The 24524-nt window shown below is 59.8% G+C and carries 23 protein-coding genes; 8 read left to right on the plus strand and 15 right to left on the minus strand.

Going from position 1 to position 24524, the window contains the following annotated elements:
- Nucleotides 1-57 precede the first annotated feature (57 nt).
- Nucleotides 58-942, plus strand: coding sequence for an SDR family NAD(P)-dependent oxidoreductase (locus tag WC811_RS13695; RefSeq protein WP_372645465.1), 885 nt, complete (start codon nucleotides 58-60; stop codon nucleotides 940-942).
- A gap of 250 nt (nucleotides 943-1192) precedes the next feature.
- Here WC811_RS13695 and WC811_RS13700 read toward each other — a convergent pair whose 3' ends face one another.
- A complete protein-coding gene (locus WC811_RS13700; RefSeq protein ID WP_372645467.1) occupies nucleotides 1193-2098 on the minus strand; it encodes an alpha/beta hydrolase in 906 nt (301 codons plus the stop codon).
- Nucleotides 2099-2434: 336 nt separating this feature from the next.
- Here WC811_RS13700 and WC811_RS13705 point away from each other — a divergent pair, with 336 nt between their 5' ends.
- The gene (locus WC811_RS13705; protein WP_372645469.1) at nucleotides 2435-3550 is read left to right on the plus strand and encodes a beta-ketoacyl-ACP synthase III; all 1116 of its coding nucleotides are present in this window, start codon (nucleotides 2435-2437) and stop codon (nucleotides 3548-3550) included.
- Nucleotides 3551-3582: 32 nt separating this feature from the next.
- On the opposite strand, the gene WC811_RS13710 is transcribed toward WC811_RS13705, so the two are convergent.
- Nucleotides 3583-4203 carry a DUF1345 domain-containing protein gene (locus WC811_RS13710; protein WP_372645471.1) on the minus strand — a complete coding sequence of 207 codons (621 nt, stop codon included), beginning with the start codon at nucleotides 4201-4203 and terminating at the stop codon, nucleotides 3583-3585.
- A gap of 346 nt (nucleotides 4204-4549) precedes the next feature.
- Here WC811_RS13710 and WC811_RS13715 point away from each other — a divergent pair, with 346 nt between their 5' ends.
- The gene (locus WC811_RS13715; protein WP_372645473.1) at nucleotides 4550-4978 is read left to right on the plus strand and encodes a response regulator; all 429 of its coding nucleotides are present in this window, start codon (nucleotides 4550-4552) and stop codon (nucleotides 4976-4978) included.
- A gap of 31 nt (nucleotides 4979-5009) precedes the next feature.
- Here WC811_RS13715 and WC811_RS13720 read toward each other — a convergent pair whose 3' ends face one another.
- From WC811_RS13720 to ahpC, 6 genes are all read right to left on the minus strand, one after another.
- Nucleotides 5010-5675, minus strand: a complete 666-nt coding sequence (locus WC811_RS13720) for a response regulator (RefSeq protein WP_372645475.1) — start codon at nucleotides 5673-5675, stop codon at nucleotides 5010-5012.
- A 13-nt stretch (nucleotides 5676-5688) separates the two neighbouring features.
- Nucleotides 5689-8052 (minus strand): ATP-binding protein, encoded by a 2364-nt coding sequence (locus WC811_RS13725; RefSeq protein WP_372645477.1) that lies wholly within the window; start codon nucleotides 8050-8052, stop codon nucleotides 5689-5691.
- A gap of 612 nt (nucleotides 8053-8664) precedes the next feature.
- A complete protein-coding gene (locus WC811_RS13730; RefSeq protein ID WP_372645479.1) occupies nucleotides 8665-8877 on the minus strand; it encodes a hypothetical protein in 213 nt (70 codons plus the stop codon).
- Between the two features lie 142 nt (nucleotides 8878-9019).
- Nucleotides 9020-9982, minus strand: a complete 963-nt coding sequence (locus WC811_RS13735; protein ID WP_372645481.1) for a LysR substrate-binding domain-containing protein — start codon at nucleotides 9980-9982, stop codon at nucleotides 9020-9022.
- Nucleotides 9983-10006: 24 nt separating this feature from the next.
- Complete coding sequence (gene ahpF, locus WC811_RS13740; RefSeq protein ID WP_372645483.1) at nucleotides 10007-11587, minus strand: alkyl hydroperoxide reductase subunit F; 1581 nt, start codon at nucleotides 11585-11587, stop codon at nucleotides 10007-10009.
- Nucleotides 11588-11722: 135 nt separating this feature from the next.
- Nucleotides 11723-12286, minus strand: a complete 564-nt coding sequence (ahpC, locus tag WC811_RS13745; RefSeq protein ID WP_372645485.1) for an alkyl hydroperoxide reductase subunit C — start codon at nucleotides 12284-12286, stop codon at nucleotides 11723-11725.
- Between the two features lie 285 nt (nucleotides 12287-12571).
- Here ahpC and WC811_RS13750 point away from each other — a divergent pair, with 285 nt between their 5' ends.
- Nucleotides 12572-13810 (plus strand): molybdopterin-dependent oxidoreductase, encoded by a 1239-nt coding sequence (locus WC811_RS13750; protein ID WP_372645487.1) that lies wholly within the window; start codon nucleotides 12572-12574, stop codon nucleotides 13808-13810.
- A gap of 10 nt (nucleotides 13811-13820) precedes the next feature.
- Entirely contained in the window at nucleotides 13821-14153 is a 333-nt protein-coding gene (locus WC811_RS13755) for a cytochrome c (RefSeq protein WP_372645490.1), read from the plus strand.
- Nucleotides 14154-14170: 17 nt separating this feature from the next.
- On the opposite strand, the gene WC811_RS13760 is transcribed toward WC811_RS13755, so the two are convergent.
- Nucleotides 14171-15475, minus strand: a complete 1305-nt coding sequence (locus tag WC811_RS13760; protein ID WP_372645492.1) for a Zn-dependent hydrolase — start codon at nucleotides 15473-15475, stop codon at nucleotides 14171-14173.
- A 152-nt stretch (nucleotides 15476-15627) separates the two neighbouring features.
- On the opposite strand from WC811_RS13760, the gene WC811_RS13765 reads away from it, so the two are divergent.
- Nucleotides 15628-16119 carry a nucleoside deaminase gene (locus WC811_RS13765; RefSeq protein WP_372645494.1) on the plus strand — a complete coding sequence of 164 codons (492 nt, stop codon included), beginning with the start codon at nucleotides 15628-15630 and terminating at the stop codon, nucleotides 16117-16119.
- A 110-nt stretch (nucleotides 16120-16229) separates the two neighbouring features.
- Here WC811_RS13765 and WC811_RS13770 read toward each other — a convergent pair whose 3' ends face one another.
- From WC811_RS13770 to WC811_RS13795, 6 genes are all read right to left on the minus strand, one after another.
- Nucleotides 16230-17738, minus strand: a complete 1509-nt coding sequence (locus WC811_RS13770; RefSeq protein WP_372645496.1) for an aldehyde dehydrogenase — start codon at nucleotides 17736-17738, stop codon at nucleotides 16230-16232.
- 85 nt (nucleotides 17739-17823) lie between these two features.
- Nucleotides 17824-17979 (minus strand): hypothetical protein, encoded by a 156-nt coding sequence (locus WC811_RS13775; RefSeq protein ID WP_372645498.1) that lies wholly within the window; start codon nucleotides 17977-17979, stop codon nucleotides 17824-17826.
- A 43-nt stretch (nucleotides 17980-18022) separates the two neighbouring features.
- Entirely contained in the window at nucleotides 18023-18322 is a 300-nt protein-coding gene (locus WC811_RS13780) for an EthD family reductase (protein WP_372645500.1), read from the minus strand.
- Nucleotides 18322-18852 carry a flavin reductase family protein gene (locus WC811_RS13785; RefSeq protein ID WP_372645504.1) on the minus strand — a complete coding sequence of 177 codons (531 nt, stop codon included), beginning with the start codon at nucleotides 18850-18852 and terminating at the stop codon, nucleotides 18322-18324. Before WC811_RS13785 ends, WC811_RS13780 begins: the two co-directional genes overlap by 1 nt.
- A complete protein-coding gene (locus WC811_RS13790; RefSeq protein ID WP_372645506.1) occupies nucleotides 18836-20545 on the minus strand; it encodes an amidohydrolase in 1710 nt (569 codons plus the stop codon). Before WC811_RS13790 ends, WC811_RS13785 begins: the two co-directional genes overlap by 17 nt.
- Nucleotides 20542-21618, minus strand: coding sequence for an LLM class flavin-dependent oxidoreductase (locus WC811_RS13795; protein ID WP_372645508.1), 1077 nt, complete (start codon nucleotides 21616-21618; stop codon nucleotides 20542-20544). The genes WC811_RS13790 and WC811_RS13795 overlap by 4 nt, the downstream gene beginning before the upstream one ends.
- Before the next feature lie 171 nt (nucleotides 21619-21789).
- Between WC811_RS13795 and WC811_RS13800 the strand changes: the two genes are divergently transcribed.
- Together WC811_RS13800 and WC811_RS13805 are read left to right on the plus strand one after the other, a co-directional pair.
- Nucleotides 21790-22797, plus strand: a complete 1008-nt coding sequence (locus WC811_RS13800) for an Lrp/AsnC family transcriptional regulator (RefSeq protein WP_372645510.1) — start codon at nucleotides 21790-21792, stop codon at nucleotides 22795-22797.
- Nucleotides 22798-23022: 225 nt separating this feature from the next.
- Nucleotides 23023-24429: a cytosine permease gene (locus tag WC811_RS13805; protein ID WP_372645512.1), complete on the plus strand. Its 1407-nt coding sequence runs from the start codon at nucleotides 23023-23025 to the stop codon at nucleotides 24427-24429.
- Nucleotides 24430-24524: the final 95 nt, after the last annotated feature.

The raw sequence follows: 24524 nt of genomic DNA on the forward strand, positions 1-24524 counted from the left end.
GGCTTTACTTACGTTCGGCTGACGTCGGGAGAACAGTCAGCAGGCCGTCCTTAGAACATGCAGAACACGCCGGCTCCCTGGTACACACGGCTCATGCCGTGGCGGCTCTCAAGCGAGAATGACAAAATACGCCAATCGCGGGAAGACGTAGCGGGCCTCGAGCCCGCCGTCGTCGTGACAGGCGGGTCGCGCGGTATCGGGCTGGCAATGGCCCGGCGATTTCTCGAAGCTGGACGCAAAACCGCAATCGTCGCGCGCAGCGCGGAAGGCCTCGAAAAGGCTGCTGCCGATCTTAAGGCATTGACGGGCTTCGATGTCACGACGATCGTATGCGACATCAGCGAGCGCAATGCGTTGGACGTCATGACGGCGACGCTCAATCGCTCCGGACTTTATCTCGATATTTTGGTGAATAATGCGGGGATCGGACTTGCGGGCCCCTTTGAGAGCCACGCCGAAGAAGATTTATCTCGGCTGATCTCGCTCAATATCGAGAGCGTGACACGGCTGACGCGAGGAGCGCTGCCGCCGATGCTCGCGCGACGGCGCGGCGGCATACTGAATGTTGCGTCTCTGGGTGCTATCGTCCCAGGTCCGAACCAGGCGGCCTATTATGCGAGCAAAGCTTACGTCGTCTCGTTGACGGAAGCCATCGCCAGCGAGACCTCGGGACAGAGCGTTCGGGTGTCCGCCCTATTGCCGGGGCCCGTCAATACGTCATTTCACGAAGATATGGGCGCGGAGACATCGCTCTATCGATTTATCTTGCCATCGATGTCAGCGGATCGCGTTGCAGCCAGCGCCTATCGCGGCTTCATGTTCGGCAATCGCGTTATCGTTCCCGGGATTTCAAACCTGTTTTTCTATGTGGCGCTGAGATTTCTACCTCATGCGTTGACCGTGCCGATGGTCTATTGGCTCTTGCGGCGTCCGAAAACTTAAGCAGGCCTTAAGATCGGAATATCGTTTCAAGATAATTTGGAACGTTTGCATTCTAGCAACCATTTTCCGGCTAAATTCGCTCGGGCTCCGGAATAAGGTTTTGCGTATCCGGAGTTCCCGACGCGGCTGCGCCCAGCGGGCTCCACGGGCTCTTTTCGAGCTCGGTAAATCCGGTGCGTGGCCGCGCTGTATCAGCCGTGACGTCAGCGTAGCGATCATTTCGCTTTTTGCTATCGTAACGCCTTCCTTTCTAAGCTGCTTCGACGGGCCAAGCTGTTTCCGCAGCGATGGTCGTAACCGCGTTTGCGCTCATGGCGACGCGCTCCACGAACGAACGGGTCTTTTCGACAACCAAGTGACGCTGCTTATCGAGCGTGACCATATGATAGCTGTCGTCCAGCACGACGAGGTCGACAGCGGTCGGCAGTTTCGCCCGGAGGTAGGTCGCGTTGTTGAGGTCGGCGTAATCGTCCTGGCGCGAATGCACAATCAGCGCAGGCTGACGGACTTTGCCGAGTAATTTCTTCGCGGCAGCGACGAGGCGACGGTGTTCGAGGACCATGGCGCCCGGCACGCCAGCCGTTCCGAGATCCGACCCATCTGACGCTGCAAGAGCGGCGCGGACGAATTCGCGAACGCGCGGGCATTTGATGCCAAGCGACTCGGCGTCCGGAAATTGCATTAAGTTCGCGATCCAGCGGTTGCGGACCAGTGCGAACAGCTTGCTGTACCAGGGCATCGCCCAACCGTTGATCCAGAGGGTCGGGGAAAAAAGGGCGACGCCCTGAACTTTCTCGGGATTGTTGGCTGCGAGATGCAATCCGATGATGCTGCCGAGGCAAAGTCCGCCGACGATCACGGTGTCGCATTCTTGCCGGAGTTCGTCGAGTGCGGCTTCGGCGCTGCGATACCAATCTTGCCATGTCGTCGCGACAATTTCCTTGCGAGTGCCGCCGTGCCCGGCGAGCGTCGGGCAGTGAACGGTATATCCGGCGCGGGCGAGGCCGATAGCGACGTAGCGCATCTCAGCCGGAGTGCCGCAGAGACCGTGGATCAGCAGGATGCCGGTTCGTCCGCCTGCGATGCGAAATGTCGTGCCGTTCGCGCTTTCCTGGCTGGCCGGGGTCGTCGTTAGCGTCGAAATTTGAGCGGACATGGCATCGTCTCCTCATGAACTTGAGACGAGGATTAACTTCGAGCGGGAGGTGCAGCTGTTCCGTCTGCAACAGGCGCATGGCTGCGACGCGCTGATTTTGTTCGCGGAGTTCCCTTTGGAACACCAGTAGGCGTCGACGGCGCCGACTGGGTGGTCGCTGCGGCGATTGGAGTTCGCCGGAAGCTGCGCTATGGGAGGCGACGAGAGATCGTCAGCCGTCAAACGGGCCACGGGTTTCGGCAATTTTTTTGCTGCCGGGCGCGGCCAGGGGACGCTCTCTTGACGGCTAACAACAGGCGGGCGGATCAACGCCCCGCAACGCAATTGGAAACGCTCGTGCCGCAGCCAGTCATCGCCGCGACGGGGATTTATATCCCGCCAGAGAGCATCTCTAATGGAGAACTCGTCTCGGCCTTCAATGCCTACGTCAGCGCGTTCAACGCGGAAAATGCCGCCGCGATCGAGGCGGGAGAGATTGCGCCGTTGCAGCCGTCGTCGGCGGAGTTCATCGAGAAGGCTTCGGGGATCAAATCCCGCTATGTCGTCGATAAGACCGGCATCCTCGATCCCGCCGTGATGCGTCCGAACATCCCTGAGCGACGCGACCACGAGCTTTCTGTTCTCGCGGAGATCGCTGTCCGTGCCGCACGGGATGCGCTGGCAATTTGGGGCGGCGACGTTCGCGAGATCGGCGCGGTCATTTGCGCGGCCTCGAACATGCAGAGGCCGTATCCGGCGATTGCGATTGAAGTCCAGAACGCGCTCGGGATTACGGGGTTTGCTTTTGATATGAACGTCGCTTGTTCGTCAGCGACATTCGGCATTAAGACGGCGTCGGACTTTATTGCCGGTGGATCGGTGAAGGCCGTTCTCGTCGTTAACCCGGAGATTTGCTCGGGCCATCTCAATTTTCGCGATCGCGACAGTCATTTCATCTTCGGCGATGTGGCGACGGCAATCATCGTGACGGACGAGGCGCTGACGAGCGGCGGATGGAACATTCTCGGCACTCGGCTGAAGACGCAATTTTCAAACAACATCCGCAACAATTTCGGCTTTCTCAATCGCTGCGCGCCGGAAGGGATCGGAGCGGTGGACAAGCTTTTCGTGCAAGAAGGCCGTAAGGTCTTTCGCGAAGTCGTGCCGATGGTGATCGAAATGATCGTCGAGCACGCGAACGATATGGGCGTCAATCCGAAGGGACTGAAGCGCCTCTGGCTGCACCAGGCCAACATCAACATGAATGATATGATCGGCCGAAAGGTCTTGGATCGTACACCGACGCCGGAGGAAAACGTCATCATCCTCGACGCGTTCGCGAACACCAGTTCGGCGGGATCAATCATTGCCTTTCATACGGCGAGCAGCGATTTCAATTCCGGCGAGACCGGGCTGATCTGCTCGTTCGGCGCCGGATATTCGGCCGGCACCGTCTTCGTGCAGAAGCGCTGAACGGCGTCGGATCAACGCGCTTGCGCTGAGGATTATGATGCCAAGCTTGCGGCAAGATTGATCGTCAGCGCCAGCACCATCGTGTTGAAGAAGAACGAGACGATGGCGTGGAGTGTCGTCAGACGGCGCATCATTTTATTATTGATGATGACATCGGATGTCTGCGATGCCGCGCCGAACGACGTCGCGAAATAGAAGAAGTCCCAGTAATCCGGTGCCGGATCGCCGGGGAACGTCAATGCCATTGGGGCGTCGGGCGTTGTCTGGTGCGATGGATCGGGCGCGTAGTATTTGTGGGCGTAATGAAGTGTGAATGCGACCTGCGTCACGAACCATGAAATGACGATGGTCGCGGCGGCGAGGCCGACGAAGAACAGTTTGCCCTCATTCGATGCCGCCTTGGCGGCGCCAAGCAACCCGAAGATCGCGGCAAAGCTCGAAAACATAGCGGCTAGCACAAGCACGAGAATGACAAGGGCGCTATCGTCCTGGCGCGCGGCTCGGGTTCGGATCTTATCGGAATGGCACCCAAGCATGATGTCGAATGACGTGATGAGATAGACGCTGCCGCCCGCGCACCAAGCGAGCGCTTCACGGACCGAGCCGTGAAAGGAGGCCGGAAGGAGATAGAGCGCAGCAAAGGTGGTGATCACTGCGACGACCACTCTTGGCCTGAGGGCGAGCGAGCGGCCGATCGATCGCGGGCTATACCAACGTGATCGTTTTCGTGCTGTCGTCGGCGCATTCACTTTCGCGGTATTCGCCATGATACGTGCCCGGGTTGAAACGCGGATGATTTCCGAAAAGACGCGAGCGTAGCATACGAGAGTCCGGTGTCCTTTCGGTATCGAATGTCGCGTTATCCCTCCGTATTTGCAGAGCAAAATACTCTGCCGTCACCCCTAGGCCGAGCAGCCTATAGCCTCCCGCTGAATGGCGACGGCGGCGCGAAAAGCCGCAAACTCCAGCACTAGGATTGGGAAACGAGGAGGCTCATCGATGACCACCCCCATGCTGGCGATGGCGGTCGATCGCGCGCCGCTGGCGTCGAAAACTTCTGGCCGCCCGTTGATCGTCGTAATCGAGGACGACTACCGGTCGTCCATGGCGCTTACGATGTTGATCGACGACTGGGGATATTCGTGCGTCGCGGCGCGTTCCTCGCGCGAAGCTGTCCGGACGCTCGGACATCGGCTCGGCAACGTGGCGGCGATCATTACGGATATCGAAATCGACGGTCAGATGCGCGGCATCAGGGATGCCCTCGCCATCGCGGCGACGATCGGCCATGCCGTTCCAACGATCATAACGACGGGGCACTCGGACTACGCGGCCGTCGCATCGCCGTTTCCTGTGGTGAGGAAGCCATTCGATCCAGACATCCTGCATCAGTGGCTCGTCCATCGGCTCGGCGCGGCTATTTCCTGACAGCCTATCCGCGTTAATTTTTGCGGAGCGATCAGCTCCGGGTTGCAAGTTCGGTGCGGTTACGCGCGCCAAAGTGTGAAAAGAGAGCCGCCAGATGGATCTTGACCGTCCCCTCGGCGATGTCCAGTTCGCGGGCGATCTCTTTGTTCGAAAGGCCCCGGCGGACACAGTCCAGGACATCGCGCTGGCGCGGTGAAATGGCTTTGTAGGTGGCTCCGCCGCCGGGGTCCCCTTTTCCGGCCCGCTCCGTTTGCGACGGGTTGTCAGATTGAGCCGCCGCGGCGCCGGACGTCATAAACCGCGGCACGAACACGCGTCCATCGAGAATGTCTTGCAGCGCGCCGACGATTTCGTCGTCGCCGAGCGATTTCGGCACGTAGCCGTTCAATCCCATCGCCACAGCTTTCACGACGTCTTTGCGTTCCTCGGAACCGGAGACGATAGCGACGCGGATGCCGGGATAGGTTTCCTTGACGATGCTCAGCCCCTCCGGGCCGGTGATGCCGGGCATGGCGAGGTCGAAGAGGGCGAGCTCGACGTTTGGCGTCTCGGCCAAGCGATCCAATGCGGCGTCGAATGTCGCCGCTTCGATAACGGAGCGAAAGCCCATGCGATCTCGCAACAGGAAGCCGAATCCCGAGCGATAAAGTCCGTGATCATCCGCGACGAGAACGGTGGTGCGCTGATTATTTGCCATCTGTTTCTCTAAATTAGCCGGCATTCAAATCTGCTCCCAATTCCGCGCTAAGGCAATTTTGTGAAGTTCTATGAGATTTGAGGATTGCGCTCAGCGTCGCGGCGATGAGTTCGGGATCGGCAGGCTTTGTTAGCCAGGGACGCCCCGATTTAGCAAGCACCGCCAAAGTCGCAGAATCGGTGCCGCCCGATAACAGCACGCTTGGAATATCGTCGCCGGTCTTTGCCGCCATTCGCTTAACGAATTCGAGGCCCGTTTCCGGTCCTCTCAGATCGAAATCGAGAACGGCTGCATCGATCACGAGGCCGTTATCGATCGCGGCTTCCGCGTCGATATTGGTCTGGTAGCCGAAGGCAACGTTGCCGCGATCCTCTAAGTCTCTCGTCAGCGCCGCGACGATGAGTGGGTCGTCGTCCAGTATGAGGATGCGCACGCCATAGACGCTTGTATCCAGCGCTTGCGGCAGTGCGGACGGCCGTACCTGCGCCACGATCGCGTTTTCCGGTAGGACGATCGTGAAGCGAGAGCCAAATCCTGGGCGCGAGGCGACTAGGATTTTCATGCCGAGAAGCTCGGCGTAACGCCGGGCGATCGAAAGTCCGAGGCCCAGGCCGTCGTTGACACCGTAAGCGCGTTGGTCGGTGCGGGAGAATTCTTCGAAGATCTTCTCGCGGCGATCGCCGGATAGCCCCGGGCCGGTATCGCAAACATCAATGACGCGCTCGCCGTTGCGGTAGCGCGCGGCGAGGACGACGCCGCCGTGTTTCGTAAACTTCAAGGCATTCGATATGAGATTGCGAATGATGGTTTCGAGCAGGGCCGCGTCCGTTTCAATAACCCAGTCGCGTGTGCGGCTTAGGAATTTCAGGCCGTTCTGCTCCGCTTCGACGCGCGACCCGACCGATATGCGCTCGATGACCTCGGCGATGGATGTCGGCGTTCTCGCCGGCTCGATCAATTTCGCATCGAGGCGAGAGACGTTGAGGAGGGCGTCGAACATGCCCTTCAGGCCGCGCAGACCTTCTTCCATTTGCGCAACGAGCGTCGTCGCTTCGCCACCGCTGACGCGTCGCGATAGGGCGCGTGCAAACAATGTCAGAGCGTGCAATGGCTGGCGCAGGTCATGGCTGGCGGCGGCGAGAAAACGCGACTTCGCTTCGGTGGCGCTTTCAGCGGCTGCCTTCGCGCGTTCGAGGCCGACATTTTGCTCGGCGAGCCGTTGCGTTCGCTCACGCACTTGGCTTTCGAGCGATTGATTGGCATCCGCAAGGGAAGCTTGTTGAGCGTCGAGTTCTTTTACGAGCGATCGTAACGACTGCGAAAGTACGCGAGCTTCCTGATAGCCGCCGACCTGCGGAAATTCGAGTTTCTGGCCGCGTCGCAGCCGCTCGGCGACGTCTGCGAGTTGGAGGAGCGGCTGGGACAGTTTGCTTGCGAGCACCCACGAGAGGAGGGCCGCCATCGCCGCGAAAATGCCGCCTGATACCAGAATGGTTCTTTGGAGACTGCGGACGGAAGCGAACGCTTGTCGCTGGTTCTCGCGCACCAACACGATCCAGTTCAAGCCGGAGTAGGAGCGATAGCCGTCGCTCTTGGAAAAGCCGGTTACGTAGGATTTTTTGTCGGGCCAGCGTTCGAGGGCATAGCCGGCGTTGCCGGGGCGGGCCGCGCGAATGCTCGGGAGATCGAGCACTTTACCGGCTATGTCGTCGGGGCCAAACAGCACCTGTCGCGCTTCGTTGAGAACGATGACATCGGCGGGGATGGCATCTTTCATGCTGCCGAGCAGGGTGTCGCGCACTTCCTCGGCCCAATCCGCGCTCAGAGTCGCGCCGAGTACGCCGATTGTCGATTTGGAGTCCGAGACGGGAACGGCGAGGTCGATGAAATCCGATGCGCCACGGCCTTCGTGCGGAATGCGGGGAGCGTTTCCGACATTCGGCAATTTGACATCGCCGACATAAGCGTCCTTCAGGCCTTCCTTGAACCAGATCTGGTCGCTGACGTTGCGACCAGTGTATTCGCCACCGGTCGCGCTCAGGACGCGGCCATCGGCGTCCGCGAACCCGATCCAGGAATAATCCGGATAGGCCGTCTGAAATCTTTCGAGCGATGTGCGTAGGGATTCCGGCGAATCCGTTTTCTGAAGGATTCGGCCGAGCGCTGCCATGTTGTCGAGAGATTGAAGGCGCTCGAACATCGTGCGGTCGAGCTTGTCCTGCATCTCATCGGCGAGGAGCGCCAGGGATTGACCGATTTCTTGTTCAAGGCGGCTCACGGCGTCGTGGCCGATGACATAGGAAACGGCAATCGTAAGCAGGAGCGAAACGAGCGATATCGCCGCTGCGATCAAAACTTTCAGTGAAACGCGGCGCATCGGCTTCGTTCTTTCCGTGCCATTAGCAAACCAGCCTCGGATCTAATCACGGCGGATATCAAGCACGATCTCAAATAGGGTCGACAGGGACGCCATAGCGCATCTCCGGGCGGGCGGCGCGTACGCATCGTCATAGGCCATCCGGCCTAAGGCCGGGAAATTGATATAGTGCACCGGGCTGAATGGTCTGAGCAATTCAAGTGGCGCACACATCATTTGCCAAGCGGATCCATGGTCCTATCGGCATGGTCTCTCACGTTAGGCTGGTCCGCTTTGGCACGGAGCGTGCGCCGTCCCTCACACCCATAAGCGCCGCTTCAGCGTCGGGGCCCGGCTTACCCCCCAAGCCGGGCCCCCCTCACTATAAAGCCACGAAACTGCTGGGATTAAGCTAGCGCAAGCCGATTCATAAGGCGACCGTGCGCTCAAGCTCCGTTCGAAATCTGCGCAAGCACCCTTTGGGACGCCGCGCATTTCTACTGTGATCGGCATCTGCGTTCGCTTCGGGCGCGGTCGATGCTGCGCCGATTGATCCGAAGCAAACATTTATCGAGTTCTCAGACCCAAAGAAGCCGTTCTGGCGGCTAGTCAAGGCGCCCCGGAAATGGCGCGTTAACCGTTCGCGACAGCGAGCTTCTGAACAGGAATGTCGTGGTCGCTCATCAGCGCCCGCCAGTCCGCGACATGCTTTTCGAGTGTTGCGATGACGGCTTCGGTGATTTCGTCTTCGGAAGCAGGGCCGTTGAAGACGCGAGCAACGCCACCCTTCCAGAATGCCAATTGACCCTCGAGGGTCGATAGTTCGCGATTGGCCCATTCGATCATCGGCATGTCTCCCCGGATTGAGTTGCCGAGAGTGAGATTAGGACAAGTCATTCGATGCCGGAATCGTCCGTATGGCGCGGATCCGCTAAAGCTGTGCGGGTGTGGCAGGAAGGACAAGCCGTAGTGTCGGCCTCGGCAGAGGTTAGGATGCGAGCTTGCGCCGGGCGGCCGTCCGGGATTGACCTTGGCCCGGGGATCGTGCCGGTCCGTGCAGGACTTGGCTGACGCAGTTTCGAAAAAGTTCGGCGAGGCTCAGAAAGAACGGTTCGCGCGCCGAGCTCTTGCGCCAGCACATCGCAATCTGCCGGTTCGGATTGGAGTCGCTGAAGCTTAGCAGGTGGACTCCGCTCGATAGCGGCCCTTGGTTGAGGGTCGCGAGTTCGGGCAACAGCGTTATTCCGACGTCCGCGCTCACCATCTGGCGAAGCGTTTCGAGGCTCGTCGCGCGGAAGGACGATCGCTCGCTGGCGCCGGAAAACCCGCAAACCTCAAGAGCCTGATCGCGCAGGCAGTGGCCGTCTTCGAGCAGCATCAAATCATGATCGACGAGTTCACCAATGCCGATGGATGTCCGGCGCGCGAACGGATGGCTGGTTGGAACCGCGAGAAAGAAACGCTCCTCAAACAAGAATTCCGTGCGCAGCTGACTATCGTTGACTGGCAGCGCCAGGATGGCGGCATCGATCTCGCCTTCGCGCAGCCGCGAGAGCAGGCTGCTGCTTTTTTCTTCGATCAGCAGCAGTTCGAGGTCGGGGAAGCGCTTTCGCGCGGGCGAGACAACATGGGGAAGCAGATACGGCCCGAGCGTTGGGAAGATTCCGAGGCGGATGGTTCCTGCTTCGGGGTTTTGGTTCTGCTGGACGCTTTCTTTGAGCTGCTGGATTTCGAGCAAAATCCTCCGGGCTCGGGCGGCGGTCTCGTGGCCGTAGGACGTCAGGATGACGCCGCGCGAGTCTCTTTCGACGAGCGCGACGCCGAGTTCGTCTTCGAGCTTTTTGATTTGCGCCGAGAGTGTCGGCTGGCTGACCTGACAAGCGTCAGCCGCACGCCCGAAATGGCGATACTTCGCGAGCGCAACCAAATATTCGAGCTCGCGAAGTGTCATAAGATGCTCAGGGCCTCGATCAGGTTAAGCGGCTTTGACCTCTTTTTCATCCGGCGCGGAGATGCGGATAAGGTGGTCAAAGGCCGCAAGCGAGGCCTTCGCGCCTTCGCCGAGGGCGATGACGATCTGCTTGTATGGCGTCGTCGTGCAGTCGCCCGCCGCGAAAACGCCGGGCATCGACGTTCGGCCATGGGAGTCGACGACGATTTCACCGTGCGGCGTCAGTTCGAGCGTGCCCTTCAGCCAGTCGGTGTTCGGCAGTAAGCCGATTTGCACGAAGATGCCGTCAACCGGGAGAACGCGCTTATCGGACGTCGCACGGCTTTCGTAGGCGAGGCCAACGACCTTTTGGCCGTCGCCTTGAACCTCGGCGGTCTTGGCGCCGGTGACGACGTCGACATTCGACAGGCTGCGGAGTTTGCGCTGCAGCACTTCGTCGGCGCGCAGTTTGAAATCGAGCTCGAACAGGGTGACGTGCGCCGCGATGCCGGCGAGGTCGATCGCGGCTTCGACGCCGGAGTTGCCGCCGCCCATCACGGCGACACGCTTGCCTTTGAACAGAGGGCCGTCGCAGTGCGGGCAATAGGTGACGCCCCTGTTGCGATACTCCTGCTCGCCGGGGACGCCGAGTTGCCGCCAGCGCGCGCCCGTCGAGAGGATGACCGACTTCGCTTTCAGTGCGGCGCCGCCAGCCAATTCGACTTCGAGGTATTCGCCCTTTCGGACGAGCTTCTCGGCGCGCTGAAGGTTCATCACCTCGACGTCGTATTCCTTGACGTGCTCTTCGAGCGCAGCGGCGAGGTGGGGGCCTTCGGTGTGGCGGATGGAGATGAAGTTTTCGATTGCCGCCGTATCGAGGACCTGGCCACCGAAGCGTTCAGTCGCGATGCCGGTCCGGATGCCTTTGCGGGCGGCGTAGATGGCGGCCGCCGCGCCTGCCGGGCCGCCGCCGACGACGAGCACCTCAAACGGCTTTTGAGATTTGATCTTATCGGCATTGCGCGCCGCTGCACCGGTGTCGATCTTGGCGAGGATCTGTTCGGTGTCCATCCGGCCCTGGCCGAAGACTTCGCCATCAAGATAGATCGTCGGCACCGACATGATCTGCCGCGCTTCGACTTCCTTCGGGAAAACGCCGCCGTCGATCGCGACGTGCTTGATGCGTGGATTGAGAACGGCCATCAGGTTCAGCGCCTGGATGACATCCGGGCAGTTCTGGCAGGTGAGCGAGAAGTAGGTCTCGAAGCTGAAGTCGCCGTCGAGGTCGCGGATCTGATCGATGATCGCCTGTTCGATGCGTGGCGGGTGGCCGCCGACCTGGAGAAGGGCGAGGACAAGGGACGTAAATTCGTGCCCGAGCGGAATGCCCGCGAAGCGGAGCGTGATGTCGCGGCCAGGGCTCGTCAATGCGAACGATGGTGTTCGTTCGGCGCTGCCCTGCTCCTCGATCAGCGTGATCTTGTCGGAGAGGTTGGCAATTTCAGTCAACAAGCTCGCCATTTCCACAGACTTCGCGCTTGCGTCGACGGCCGCGTGAATCTCGATCGGACGTACGACCTTTTCGAGATAGGCTTTGAGCTGGGATTTGAGTGCGTCATCGAGCATGGCGGTGTCCTATTCGAAGTCCGGGACTGCATTCGTTCAAGTTGCGACTGGTATGCGTTGGGGGCACGCAAAGCCCAGCCAACCGAAAGCGCGCCGATGGCCTTCCCAGGATGAGGAAGGCCATGAGGCGTGGTCTTAGATCTTGCCGACGAGTTGTAGCGAAGGCGCGAGCGTCTTCTGACCTTCTTCCCAATTAGCGGGGCAAACCTCGCCCGGATGCGCAGCGACGTACTGAGCGGCCTTAACCTTGCGGAGGAGGTCGGCGGCGTTACGGCCGATGCCCTCTGCGGTCACTTCCATTGCCTGGATGACGCCGCCCGGATCGACGACGAAGGTGCCACGGTCGGCAAGGCCTTCGCCTTCGCGCATGACCTCGAAGTTGCGGGTGATCGTGCCTGTCGGGTCGCCGATCATCGCGTACTCGATCTTGCCGATCGTTTCAGAGCTGTCGTGCCAAGCCTTGTGCGTGAAGTGCGTGTCGGTCGAAACCGAGAAGACCTCGACGCCAAGCTTTTTCAGCTCAGCATGGTGATCGGCGAGGTCGCCAAGTTCGGTCGGGCACACGAAGGTGAAGTCGGCCGGGTAGAAGAAGAAGATGGCCCATTTGCCTTTGATGTCGGCTTCTGAGACTTCGACGAACTTGCCCTGTTTGAACGCTTGAGCTTTGAACGGCTTGATGGCGGTATTGATAAGAGACATCGGTGTTCCTGGTCGGTTGCAGCAAAAGAAGACGCTTTCGCGCTGCAATATATCCGAAACGCTGCGATAGGAAATTTGGATAAATGTCGCAACTTCAATAGGTTCAGCCTATCGTGACGATAGAGCTGACCGGGCGCAGACTTGCCCTGAAGTTTGAGGCTCCTGGCGGCCCGTTCGAACAGTGAAAGCGATCGAAACGATCAAAGAGATCTGTTGGACGGATGCGATGGTTCTCCGCCTTGATGACATCGCGATTTTCCCCATCGGATTTTTCGGAGATTGGCGATGAACCCATTTTCATTCGAGGCGCGCACACTGACGCGCAGGGCGTTCCTGGGGCGTGCTGCTCTCGGCGGCGCGGCCTTGATGTCGGCTCCCGCGTGGGCCCATGGCATCGACTTTCCATTCCCGGGCGGGTTTGGTGAGCGTGAGATGACGACGTCCTTTCCTCAGAAGGGTTCGATGATCTTACAGCGGACGCGGCCACCGCTTCTGGAAACGCCTTGGGAAACCTTCGACAGGGGCGTCTTTACGACGAACGATCAGTTCTACGTGCGATGGCATTGGGCGGGCATCCCAGACAATGTTGACGTCAATACGTTCCGTCTCAAAGTGCACGGGAACGTCGATCATGAAATGTCGCTCGCGCTACCGGACCTTATCCGCACGTTGCCGCGCGTCGAGCTTGCCGCCGTCAATCAGTGTTCAGGAAATTCACGCGGCTTTTTTTCGCCACGCGTGCCGGGCGCACAGTGGGCGAACGGGGCGATGGGAAACGCGATGTGGGCGGGCTTTCGCCTCAAGGATCTGCTCGACAGCGCCGGCGTGAAGGCCGGAAGCACGCAAGTGCGCTTCAGCGGCCTTGAGGAACCGGTGATCGAGGGCGGTCCCCACTTCAAGAAGTCGCTTACCATCGATCATGCGCGCGACGGCGAGGTCATGGTCGCTTACGCCATGAATGGAGAAGCGCTGCCGTTTCTCAATGGATTTCCGCTCAGACTTATCGTGCCCGGATGGTACGCGACCTATTGGATGAAAATGCTGGCGGACATCGAAGTTCTGAACGTGCCTGACGATAACTTCTGGACCAAGAAGGCGTATCTCATTCCGGATACCCCGCGCGCGAATATCATTCCCGGCGAAACCGGTGTGAAGATGGTTCCTATCAATCGCATGGTGCCGCGTTCGTTCGTCACAAACCTCAGCTCCGGAGCGAGTATCAAGGCGTCGGCGCCGAACGAGGTTCGCGGCATTGCGTTCGGAGGAGACTGCGGCGTGGCGAAGGTCGATATGTCGGTCGACGGCGGCGCCAACTGGCAGGCGACTGAACTCGGCCCCGATGAAGGCAAATATGGATTCCGGCGATGGAGCGCGAAGATCGCGCCGCCCAATGCGGGCAGCCGAGTGAGTGTCGCTGTTCGTTGCACGAATACGAACGGCGACGCGCAGCCCGATATCCCGAACTGGAATCCGTCGGGCTTCATGCGCAATGTCATCGAGACCGTCGATCTCGTCGCCGCTTAGGAGGCTGCCAATGCAATGCATCGCTGGAACTTTGGGAATTTTATGTGCGGTGATGTTCTTGGCCGGAGCAGCCGAGGCGAAAGATGCCTTAATCTTGAAGTCGACAAGCATCGATCTACCGACTGGCGACCGGCAGTTTACCGGCGCTGGGGCGGATGTCGTCAATGACAACTGCCTGACCTGCCATTCGGCGGGAATGATACTCGTGCAACCGCCGCTTCCGAAGGCGACCTGGGACGGGATCGTCAAGAAGATGATCAACGTCTACAAGGCGCCGGTGCGCGATCAGGACGTTGCGGCCATCGTTGAGTATCTGAGCAACCATCCAGCTGGCAGTAAATAGGACGAGAGACGTCCTCGTTATCGCGGTGCGTCGCCGCGGAGCGTTTGATCGTAGGCGAGGACGGCATCGAGCAGGACCTGCGCGCCCGCCGCGCATTCTTCGTGGCTGGTCGATTCCGCTTCGTTGTGGCTGAGGCCGCCTTCGCACGGTACGAAAATCATCGTTGTCGGCGCGACGCGCGCGACATAGGCGGCGTCGTGGCCGGCGCCTGACACCATATCTCGCGAGTCAAAGCCCGATTTCGTCGTGGCGGCGCGGACGCATTCGATAAGTTCGGGGGCAAATTTAACGGCGGAAGACGACCAAATTTTCTTTTCGTCGTAGGTCAGCGTGAGTGCGGGAATTGTCTGTGCCAGGGCCGAGCGCAGTTCCGTTTCCATTTCGTCCAGGGCGTTTTCGTCTGGATGCCGCAGATCGACGGTCAAGAAGACTTCGCCAGGGACGACGTTGCGGCTGTTGGGTTTGTTCTCGATCAAGCCGACCGTCGCGACACCGGGCTGATGCCTCAGGCCGATGGCATCGACGGCATCGATAATGCGCGCGGCACCGACGAGCGCGTTCTTGCGCAGATGCATCGGCGTCGCGCCGGTATGGGCGTCTTGGCCTTTGATCGTGATTTCGTACCAGCGCATGCCTTGGACGCCGGTGACGACGCCGATCATTTTCTTTTCGTCTTCGAGGATGGGTCCTTGCTCGATGTGAAGCTCGAACATGGCCGAGAGCTTATGATCCCCGGCGCGGATGGGTCCGCGATAGCCGATGCGCTCAAGCTCTTGTAGAAACGTAATGCCCTCTCTGTCGGCGCGTTCGTAAGCATATTGCGGCGGAAAGACGCCAGCGAAGACGCCGGAAGCGAGCATGGCCGGCGGGAAGCGAGAGCCTTCCTCATTCGTCCAGTTGACGATTTCGATCGGGGCATTCGTCTCGTAGTCCTGCTCGTGAAGCGTGCGCATGACTTCCAGCGCTGCGAGAACGCCGAGCACGCCGTCGAACTTGCCGCCGGTTGGCTGGGTATCGAGGTGCGAGCCCATCGCGATTGGAGGAAGGGTGTTGTCCCGGCCGGGGCGGGTGGCGAACATGTTGCCGACTTCGTCAGCGGCCACCGTGCAGCCCAAGGCCTCGCACTGGGCCTTGAACCAGTCGCGGACCTGCTTGTCCTCGTCGGAAAGAGCAAGGCGCTTGATGCCGCCTTTTTCGGTGCCGCCGAACTTGGCGGTATCGATCAGGCTGTCCCATAGTCGTTGTGAATTGATTTGGAGATTTGCCAGCATCGTTGACCAAGGAAGTGCGTTGCGCGCTATCGGATCTTGAGCTTGGGGCATACCGGGAACGGCCGCTGAAGCCAAAGCTATTTTGAGATCGCGCTTCCATATGTCCGGCGGGTAGCGGTTGCGGGCGGAATGATGGATATTCCAGCTTCAGAGGCAAGCTGGAGCGGGGGCCTATGCATCGGCGGACACTTCTCAGAGGCGGAATGACGCTCGTTGCGTCGACGGTTGCATTATCGGGTGATGCCGGGGCGCGTTTGGCTCCGGTGCTTCCCGAGGATGAGGCTTTCATGAAGCTCGCAATCGAGGAAGCCGCCGAGGCGGCTTTTCCGTTCGGCGCCGTTATCGTCAAGAACGGCGATGTGCTGGCGCGGGGGCATAACCGAACCGGCGTCGACCATGACCCAACGGCGCACGGGGAGATGGTGGCCATTCGGGCGTTTCTGGCGGCGCACGGGCCGGAGGCGCTCAAGGGCACGACGCTCTACACCTCAGGAGAGCCGTGCTGCATGTGCATGGGCGCCATTATCTGGTGCGGGATCGGGCGGCTCGTTTACGCGGCATCCGTAAAGCAGCTCTCGACCAAGCTCGATCAGATCGCGCTCTCGGCGGAGGATGTCGCGGAGAAGGCTCCGTTTGCGCCCATCGATATTGTGGGCGGCGTGCTCGCCAACGAGGCGATGCGGCTTTTTAAGTAAGATCGCCTCGCGGACATCCCGCTCGTCAATCGAAAAAGAGATGCCTTGCGGCGCCTCTTTCTCTGATGGCAGGTCCTTGGAGGCCAGAGCTACCGATCAATTGGTTGCCGTCAGCCAGCGTAGTTGACCCATACGGTCTTGGTCTGGAGGTATTTGTCGATCCCTTCGCGGCCATTGTCCTTGCCGTAGCCCGACTGTTTGAAACCGCCCCAGCCGACGGCGGCGTCGAACTGGTTATAGGTGTTGATCCACACCGTGCCCGCTTGGATCGCCGCCGCTGCTGCATGGGCCTTGGCGATATCGCGTGTCCAGATTCCGGCGGCGAGGCCGAAGTTGGTCGCGTTCGCGCGAGGCATCAAGTCTTCCACGGTGTCGAACTTTTGAATCGTCAGGACAGGGCCGAAGACCTCGTCTTTAACGACGCGGTCGTCATCCTTGGCGCCGGTGAGCACGGTCGGTTCGTAGAAAGAGCCCGAGGCGAGATTTCCCGCGCCGCGTTGACCGCCAGCGACGACTTCAATGCCGTTTTGTTGCGATTCTTCGACGAAGCCGTTGACGCGCGTGAGTTGATCTTCGGAGATCAGCGGCCCGAGCGTTGTTTCGGCGCTGAGGCCGTGTCCCATCTTCAGCTTCTTCGCTTCGGAAACGACGCGATCGACGACACGGTCGAACACTTTGGCGTCGACCATGAGGCGGGACCCGGCAGAGCATACTTGGCCGGTATAAAAGAAGATGGCGCCCGCTGCCGTCGCGGCGGCGGCATCGACATCGTCGCAATCGGAAAAGATGATGTTGGGATTTTTACCCCCGAGTTCCAGCGAGACATGCTTGAGCGTGCTCGATGCGGTGCGCGCAATGTGCTTGCCGACTTCTTCCGATCCGGTGAAGGAGATTTTGGCGATGCCCGGATGCTCGACCAGGGCCTGACCGGTCGTCGCGCCTTCGCCCGTCACGACGTTGAGAACGCCGGGCGGAATGCCGGCCTCAAGCGCGAGACGTCCGAGAATGAGGGCGGAGAGCGGCGTCTGTTCGGCGGGTTTTAAAATTACGGTGCAGCCCGCAGCGAGCGCCGGGGCGATCTTGAAGCAGGCTTGGCAGAGCGGGAAGTTCCACGGCACGATTGCCGCGACGACGCCGACCGGCTCGCGCTTCGTATAGACGAGCATGTCCGGCGCGGTGACGGGGATCGTCTCGCCTGCGAGCTTCGTGCACCAGCCCGCATTGTAGCGAAGAGCGCCGACGGCCAAGGGAATATCGACGGCTGCGATGTGGGCTTTGGGCTTACCGGAATCGAGGCTCTCGACTTCCGAAATCCAGGGCGCGTCGCGTTCGATCAAGTCGGCAAAGCGCATCAGGAGTTGCGCGCGGTCGCTGGGCGCCATTTTCTGCCAGACGAGGAGGGCCGATTGCGCGGAGGCCACGGCGGCATCAACATCGGACTTTCCGGCGTGGGGAACGGACGCCAAAACCTTGCCGATTGCGGGATCGAAAGTTTGAAACATCTCTCCCGATGCGCTGGGACGCTCTGTTCCGCCGATTACAAGTTTGTGCTGTCCTGACAGAAATTCGGCGGTTTTTTCAGACGCGGACTGCCACTCGTCGATCTGCGGTATGAACATGTGCGGTTTCACCTCGGCTGGTTGACTACAGGAAATCGGAAGCTGGTTTTCGGAGTGTGGCCCACTCGGCTGAGCTTGCGCCGTGTCACCACGGCCATCCCCAAAGCAGGAGCGAGATTGGAAATACGATTCCGAGGGCGACGAGCAGGATCCAATCCCAACGCGTGAACCCGACATTGTCGTCTGATGACGCTTCGAAGGTCCGAATGCGTCTTTCGAGTTCGGGATCGAAACCTGTCATTGCAACCGTCCTTTCACTACGTGCACCCTTGCGGGTGACAGGATCAAATTTCGGTCGTCGGGATTGTCACTCCGCCACTGGCGAAGTTCGCGACGTCCGCAACCGCGGCCTTGCCTTCTTCGGAATCCAGCGAAGCGTTCAAATCCGCCTGACTGTCGTAATCTAAGTAAGCAACGAGATGCACGGGCTTCGCGGCATCGCTGCTGATCACAGGTCCATGGCTGTAAGCGAAGAGCCGGAGATGGGGCATCTTGTCGACAAGCTTGGAATGGACATTTGCATAGTGAGTGTCGAAAGCCGCCGCGTCGGCCGGAGGGCCATAGATGACAGTCAGCCGGATCATCAGCGTGCTCCCTCTCGGTCGAACGGCAGCATCTTGCGGCGCGCGTAGACGATCGGATTGAGGGTGCTTTTGCGTTCGATCTCGATTACGCGGCCAATGACGATCTTGTGGTCGCCGGCCTCGATGACATCATGCAGTTCACATGCCACGACGATGACGCAACCGTCGATTTGCGGAAGCCCGAGGGCTCCGATCTCCCATTCGATATCCTTGAATTTTTCGGCGGACTTTCCCGAGAATTCCATCGCGACATGCTGTTGGCCGTGCGCGAGAACGTGAACAAGAAATTTGCCTTGGGATTCGATCGCGCCCAGCGTGTTCGAGGCATGATCGAAACATGCCAACATGAGCGGTGGGTCGAGAGACAGGGAGACGACAGCGGAAAGTGTTGCGCCGGATGGCATGCCGTTGGGTGTCCATGACGTGATGATGGTCACCGCGCCGGGCATGTCGCCCATGGCCGAGCGGAATTCGCTCGGCTCGACGGACCGGCTGAGCGCCTCGGCCAGAGCTTCAATGGGCTGAGCCATGCGAGTCCTGCTCTTGATGATGGTTTCGGGTCCAGACTTCCGCGCCGTTCTTGAAGACGCGATCGACGTTGATTTTCAGCAGGTCGTCGACGGGAACAGCGTGCGGGTCACGATCCAGGATGATGACGTCGGCGAATTTGCCGGGCGCAAGGCTGCCGCGGACATCGTCTTCGCCGAGCACGGAAGCCGCGTCGACCGTATGGAAACGTAACGCTTGATCGAGCGAGATGGCTTCGTCGGCGTCCAGGATCGCGCCGGAATAGGCTTGCCGCTTGAGGCAGCACCAGACACCGAAGAAGGGGTTCGTGGCGCCGGTTTCGGAGCCGACCCAGACATCCGAGCTTCCGGACAACTTCCAACCCTGCTTGATGAGGGTCGAGAATGAGAAGCGGCCGAGCTTGCCGTAGTCGCCGAGATAGTCGGGGAAGTACTCGCCGAACGTATAGAGAAACACGGGCTGGGGAACGGGAATGATGCCGGCGGCCGCCCATTTGTCGGCGGTCACTTCGGATGGCATCAGATTGCCGGCGTGCTCGATGCGGGTGCGAATGCGGCCGGTCGGCGCGCCGCCCAATTCGAGGAGCGTATCGCAAACCCACTCCTGCGCGCGATCACCGTTGGCGTGAACAGCAAGCTGCAGACCAGCATTTTGCGTCAGTTCGATCGCACGGCGGGCGTAATTTTTCTCAAGGGCGACATCGCCCCGGAAGGTATGGCCGCCTTTGCACCCGCATGTCAGATAGGGCGATTTGACGGCCGCGCTTTTGGCTGAGAACCCGCCGTCGGCAAAGAGCTTCACGCCTTGAATGCGGAAGAGATCGTCGGGCGCCGTGACGGATATGCTTTTCTTCCAGTTGCACGCGGCTTCAAGCGACAGCGTTCCCGGCGCCCAGATATAGGGCCGCACCGAGATGGGCAGCTCATTGCTCGCGGCCAAGTCATTCATGATCTGGAGACCGTCGACGGTCTCGGAGATTTCGCCGATGGTCGTCACGCCGTATTGGGTGAAAAGCTTCGGGATGCCGGTGATCAGCGCGGCGGCAAGCTCGTCGCGGTTCATCGCGGAGAACGGCAGAAGGTTATCCATTTCCTTGACGATGCCGGTGGGTTCGCCCGAGGCGTCGCGCTCGACGGTCGGAAGCCCGGTGATGGAATAGGGCGGCGGCGCGTAATTGCGGTCGATCAGGCAAACCGCGAGGGCTTTCGAGTTCAGGATCGTCAGATGCCCCCCGGCCCGTAGAGCGACGGGATGCGACGTGCTTACGCGGTCCAACTCTCGACGGGTCGGAAAGCGCTTTTCCTTGAGCTTGCGGTCGAAGAAGAGGTTGGCTTGGCCGACGACCCATTCGCCTGCCGGTGTTGCAACGGCCTTGGCCGAGAGTGCCGCGACGACGTCTTCGATGGTCTGACAGCCCGGCGCCCGGCAATCGACGACGCCGAAAGATGAGCGGCAGGCAACTTCAATGTGGGCGTGAGGATCGACGAACCCCGGCATCACCGGCCGATCACCGACGTCAACGATGCGCGTGTTGTCGTTGACGACCGTGGCGATCTCGTCTCGTCGAAGCAACCGGAGGATACGCTTGCCGCGAATCGCGACGGCGACGATCTCGGGATCGGTGTCGCGCTCCATGGTGATGACGCGGCTGCTGACGATAACAAGATCGGCGGGTTCCGGGATACTGTCCGTCATTCCGCCGCGACCTGATAATCGCGATCGACAACGGGAATGACTTCCGTTCCGATCAACCGGATGGATTTCATGATCTCTTCGTGCGGCACGCCGTCGATGCGCAGCAAGACCTCGTCGACGCCCATGGCTTCGAGCTTGCGGAGCCGCTCGATGAAATCCGCCGGCGAGCCGATCAGCACGGACGGCGTTTCGGTCATGAGGAAATCGAGATTACCGGCATTGGCTTCGAGGAGCTGAATCTGTTCGAGGTACTCGTAGGAGCCCTTCTTGGAGAGCGGCACATAAAGATCCAGAATGAACTGGAAATAGCCGAGGGCGACATCGCGGGCGACACGAGCGGCTTCTTCTCGCGTCGGGGCGCAGAACGAGGTCGCCACGTAAAGACCCATGTAATCGTTCGGTCTCGGCATTTGATGCGTGCCGGCCGAATAGGCCCTGTGATAGGCATCGATACATTCTTGCAGGTAGTTGAAGCCGAAGTAGTTCTCGAAGCACATCACGCCGATCTGGGATTCGCCCGCGGACGTGTGCGTTTTAATGCTTGAAGCAGCGACGGAGACTGGCGGGTGCGTCGCCTTGTCGAAGGAAGGGACGATGGTCCGCTCTGGGATCTTCCAGACCGGCCCGTCATGCTCAAGCCTGTCGCTCGCGAAGATCTTCGCTAAGACCTGCATCGAGTCGGTCCATTGTTCGGCGGTTTCGCCCGGCTTCACGCCGAACGCCTCCAATGTCGTGAGATTGTTGGAGCGCGCCGTTCCGATCTCCGCGCGGCCATTTGAAACGATATCAAGCGTCGCGAGGCGTTCGGCAACGAGGATCGGATGATTCCACTTCAGAAGCACCGAACACATGACGCGCAGCTTGATGCGCTTCGTGTGCTGGGAGATTGCGGCGTAGAGCACTTCGGGCGCAGACACGGTAAATCGGGGCGGGCTGAAATGCTGCTCCGACGTTCCCCAAGTCGAAAAACCGAGTTTGTCGGCGAGAGCGACCTCTGCGATCATCTCCTGATATCGCTGGGCGTAGCTCACGCCCTGCATAACTTCGCCTTCCTGTAGAATGCCTACCTTCACGTAAGTTCACCTATAAAGCCGTAATTCGTGAAAAATAACATTTGAAGTACTGTAATTCGTAGCGATACGCGAGTCAATGCTGCGAAACGCACATTCTTGGCTTGATCTGTTGCCGCGATATGTTTTGGCTCAAGATGACGGCACCGAGGCCGGTGCGCGCCGGAGGAATGAATGAAGGGGACCATGACGACGCCCGACTATCTTCGACTCGTCGCATCGCTCGACGATATCGATCGGCGCATCGTCTCGTTGCTGCAGGCCGATGGGCGCATGCCCTTCTCACATATCGCGCGTGAGATCGGCGTCACGGAGAAGACGGCACGCAGCCGTGTGCTCGATCTCATCGATGAGCACGTCATGCTGATAACCGCCGTCACGGATCCGTCGGTTCTTGGTTATGGGGCTTCGGCGCTGCTGGGGATCGCGACGCGGCCCAACCGGCCGGCGACCGAGATTGCGCAGGAACTGCAGAAAATTCCGGCCATCGATTATGTTGTCGTATCGACGTCACGCTACTCGCTGTTCGCGGAGGTGCTTTGCAAGGACCGCGCCGAGCTTCAGTCGACGATCGAGAACGATGTCGGCAAGATCGATGGTATCCAATCGATCGAGGCGATGCCTTATCTCAGCTTCCACTATCAGCTCGCTCATTTTGCGGCGGCCAAAAACAAGGTCGAGAGCGTAACGGGCGTTCGGCCGCGCGAGATCGATCCGATCGACGTGTGCATCATCCGCTCATTGAGCGAAGATGGGCGCAAACCGTTTTTGCAGGTGGCGGACGAACTCAATATCTCCGAAGGGCAAGTCCGTCTGCGCTTCAAGCAGCTGACGGATACGGGCACCGTCAGCGTCATCGCGCTGATAAATCCGATGAGTCTCGAATTTCGCTCGATGGCTTGGGTCGCGATCAACGTCGCTCCCGGGCATCGCGCGACGGACGTTGCTGATGCTTTGTCCCGGCTCGCGAATACAACCTATGTCGTCATTTGCGCCGGCCGCTTCGACATCCTGACAGAGTTCGTTTGCCAGACGGACCGGGAGCTTCTTGAGGTGATCGATCAGAATGTCCGGTCGCTTCCGGGCGTCGGCAGGCTCGAAATCTCTATCTACAGCGAACTTTATTATAAACGGCTCACTCCGATCCGCGATGAAGCGGCGGCCGTCGCCGAGAAGGTGTGAAGGGAGCGGCGTTGTAATCCATAGCCGAAGATTTGCGTTCGAGCCGCCACGGTCCCTGTCGCATACGGGTGAAATGGCGATGTGGGGCGGCCTCTTGTTTTGTCGTGGCCCGTCCAGTTTACTTGTGTCGCTCAATGGAAGATCGGAGACGTGGGACAAGGGCTTTCCCAATTCCACCGCCGGTCCAATGAGGCGTCGGGGCGGGCCTTCGCCAAGGGGATGAAAATGAGTTCGGGTGATAATAGCGTCGCTGAATCCGGTTGGCCTCTGACGGCGGGGGATAAGAGCTGGAGCACTCGGCAGCTCACCGTCGTTCTTCTCGTTACGGCCTGCGGAAACTGGTCTTACCTCATCGGTCAGTACGTTGCCTTCTATCTGGATTTTAAAATGGGCGTGTCGGCGCTCATTGCCGGCTCGATGATCGGAATGCTTATCTTGATGCTGGCCGTCGTGCCGACGTCCACAAAGTACGGTATCGATTCCATTGCCGCGTCGAAGCCTCAGTTCGGCAATCGGGGCTGGCTCATCACCGTCTTTCTGCAATACGCGTCGATCATCGGTTGGAATGCGCTTTTGCTGGTGTTCTTCGGAAAGGCTGTTGCGCAGGTCGCGATCACGCTCGGATTGGCGCAACCCGATCACGCGCTCCCGACCGTGAGGGTCGTCTCGGCCGTGACGTGCTGCGTCGTCTACATCGTGCTTCTTCGTGGGCTCAAGGGTCTCGAAGCGGCGGCGAATTTGCTCTGCGTCTTCGTCGTCGGCATCGGCCTTTGGATGCTCTATCAGCTGCTTTCGGGACAGGCGGAAGCTCTTGTCGTCGCAAAGCCAACGATGGCTTCGAGCAACCTGTCGTGGAACTACGTCACAGGCGTCGAGATCAGTATCGTATCGCTGCTTGGCTTTTGGTCGTATTTCGGAACGATCGTCCGCGAGGCGCCGACGCCGTCGAGTTCGGTGTTGCCGTCGATGCTCGCCATGGGGCTGGCGCTGCCGCTGCTGAGCATCGTCGGTCTTGCAGCCATGCTGGTTTTGCAGGTTCCCGATCCGACGGCTTGGCTCGTCTCGCTTGGCGGCCCGCTTTACGGGATTATCGCTTTGTTTTTCGTGATGGCCGCCAATCTCGGGCCGTCTCTTGCAGGCGTCTACTCGACGGCCATCGGTCTGCGTCGCGTGCCGGCGCTTGGTGGGGCACCGTGGCGAACGCTCATTCTGCTGTCGATCGTTCCGGTTGCGGCCGTTGGCGTGCTTATTCCGGAAGAATTTTTCTCAAGTTTCGGAACGTTCCTGGCATTTATTGGCGTCTTTTTTGCGCCTCTCTGCGCCATTCAAATCGCGGACACGTTTGTTTTGCGCCGGAATACCCTCAACGTGCGAGGCGTCTATCAGGATGGTCCGGGCAGTCCGTATGAGTTTTGGGGCGGCTTCAATCCGGCGGCGCTGCTTGCCATGGCGTCAGGCTTTTCGACGTATCTCTATCTTTTGAATCCGGTGACGTATGCGAGCCGTTGGCCGTATGAGTATACGACGGCTTCGCTTCCCGCTGCGCTTGTCGCCGGAGTCATCTTTGTTGTGGTGACGCGCATATTCGTGATGCCGTTCGGTAAGGGCGATTACGGCCGCTCTCAGCGCTAGCGCGGCGAGAGGCGCGGCGCGATTCTCGGTTTGTCAGATCACGCTTAGATCCCTCCGTGTCCGGAGATTGCGCAATATCGCGAGAGACGGCGTCG

Source organism: Hyphomicrobium sp., assembly GCF_041659645.1.
GTDB lineage: Bacteria > Pseudomonadota > Alphaproteobacteria > Rhizobiales > Hyphomicrobiaceae > Hyphomicrobium_B.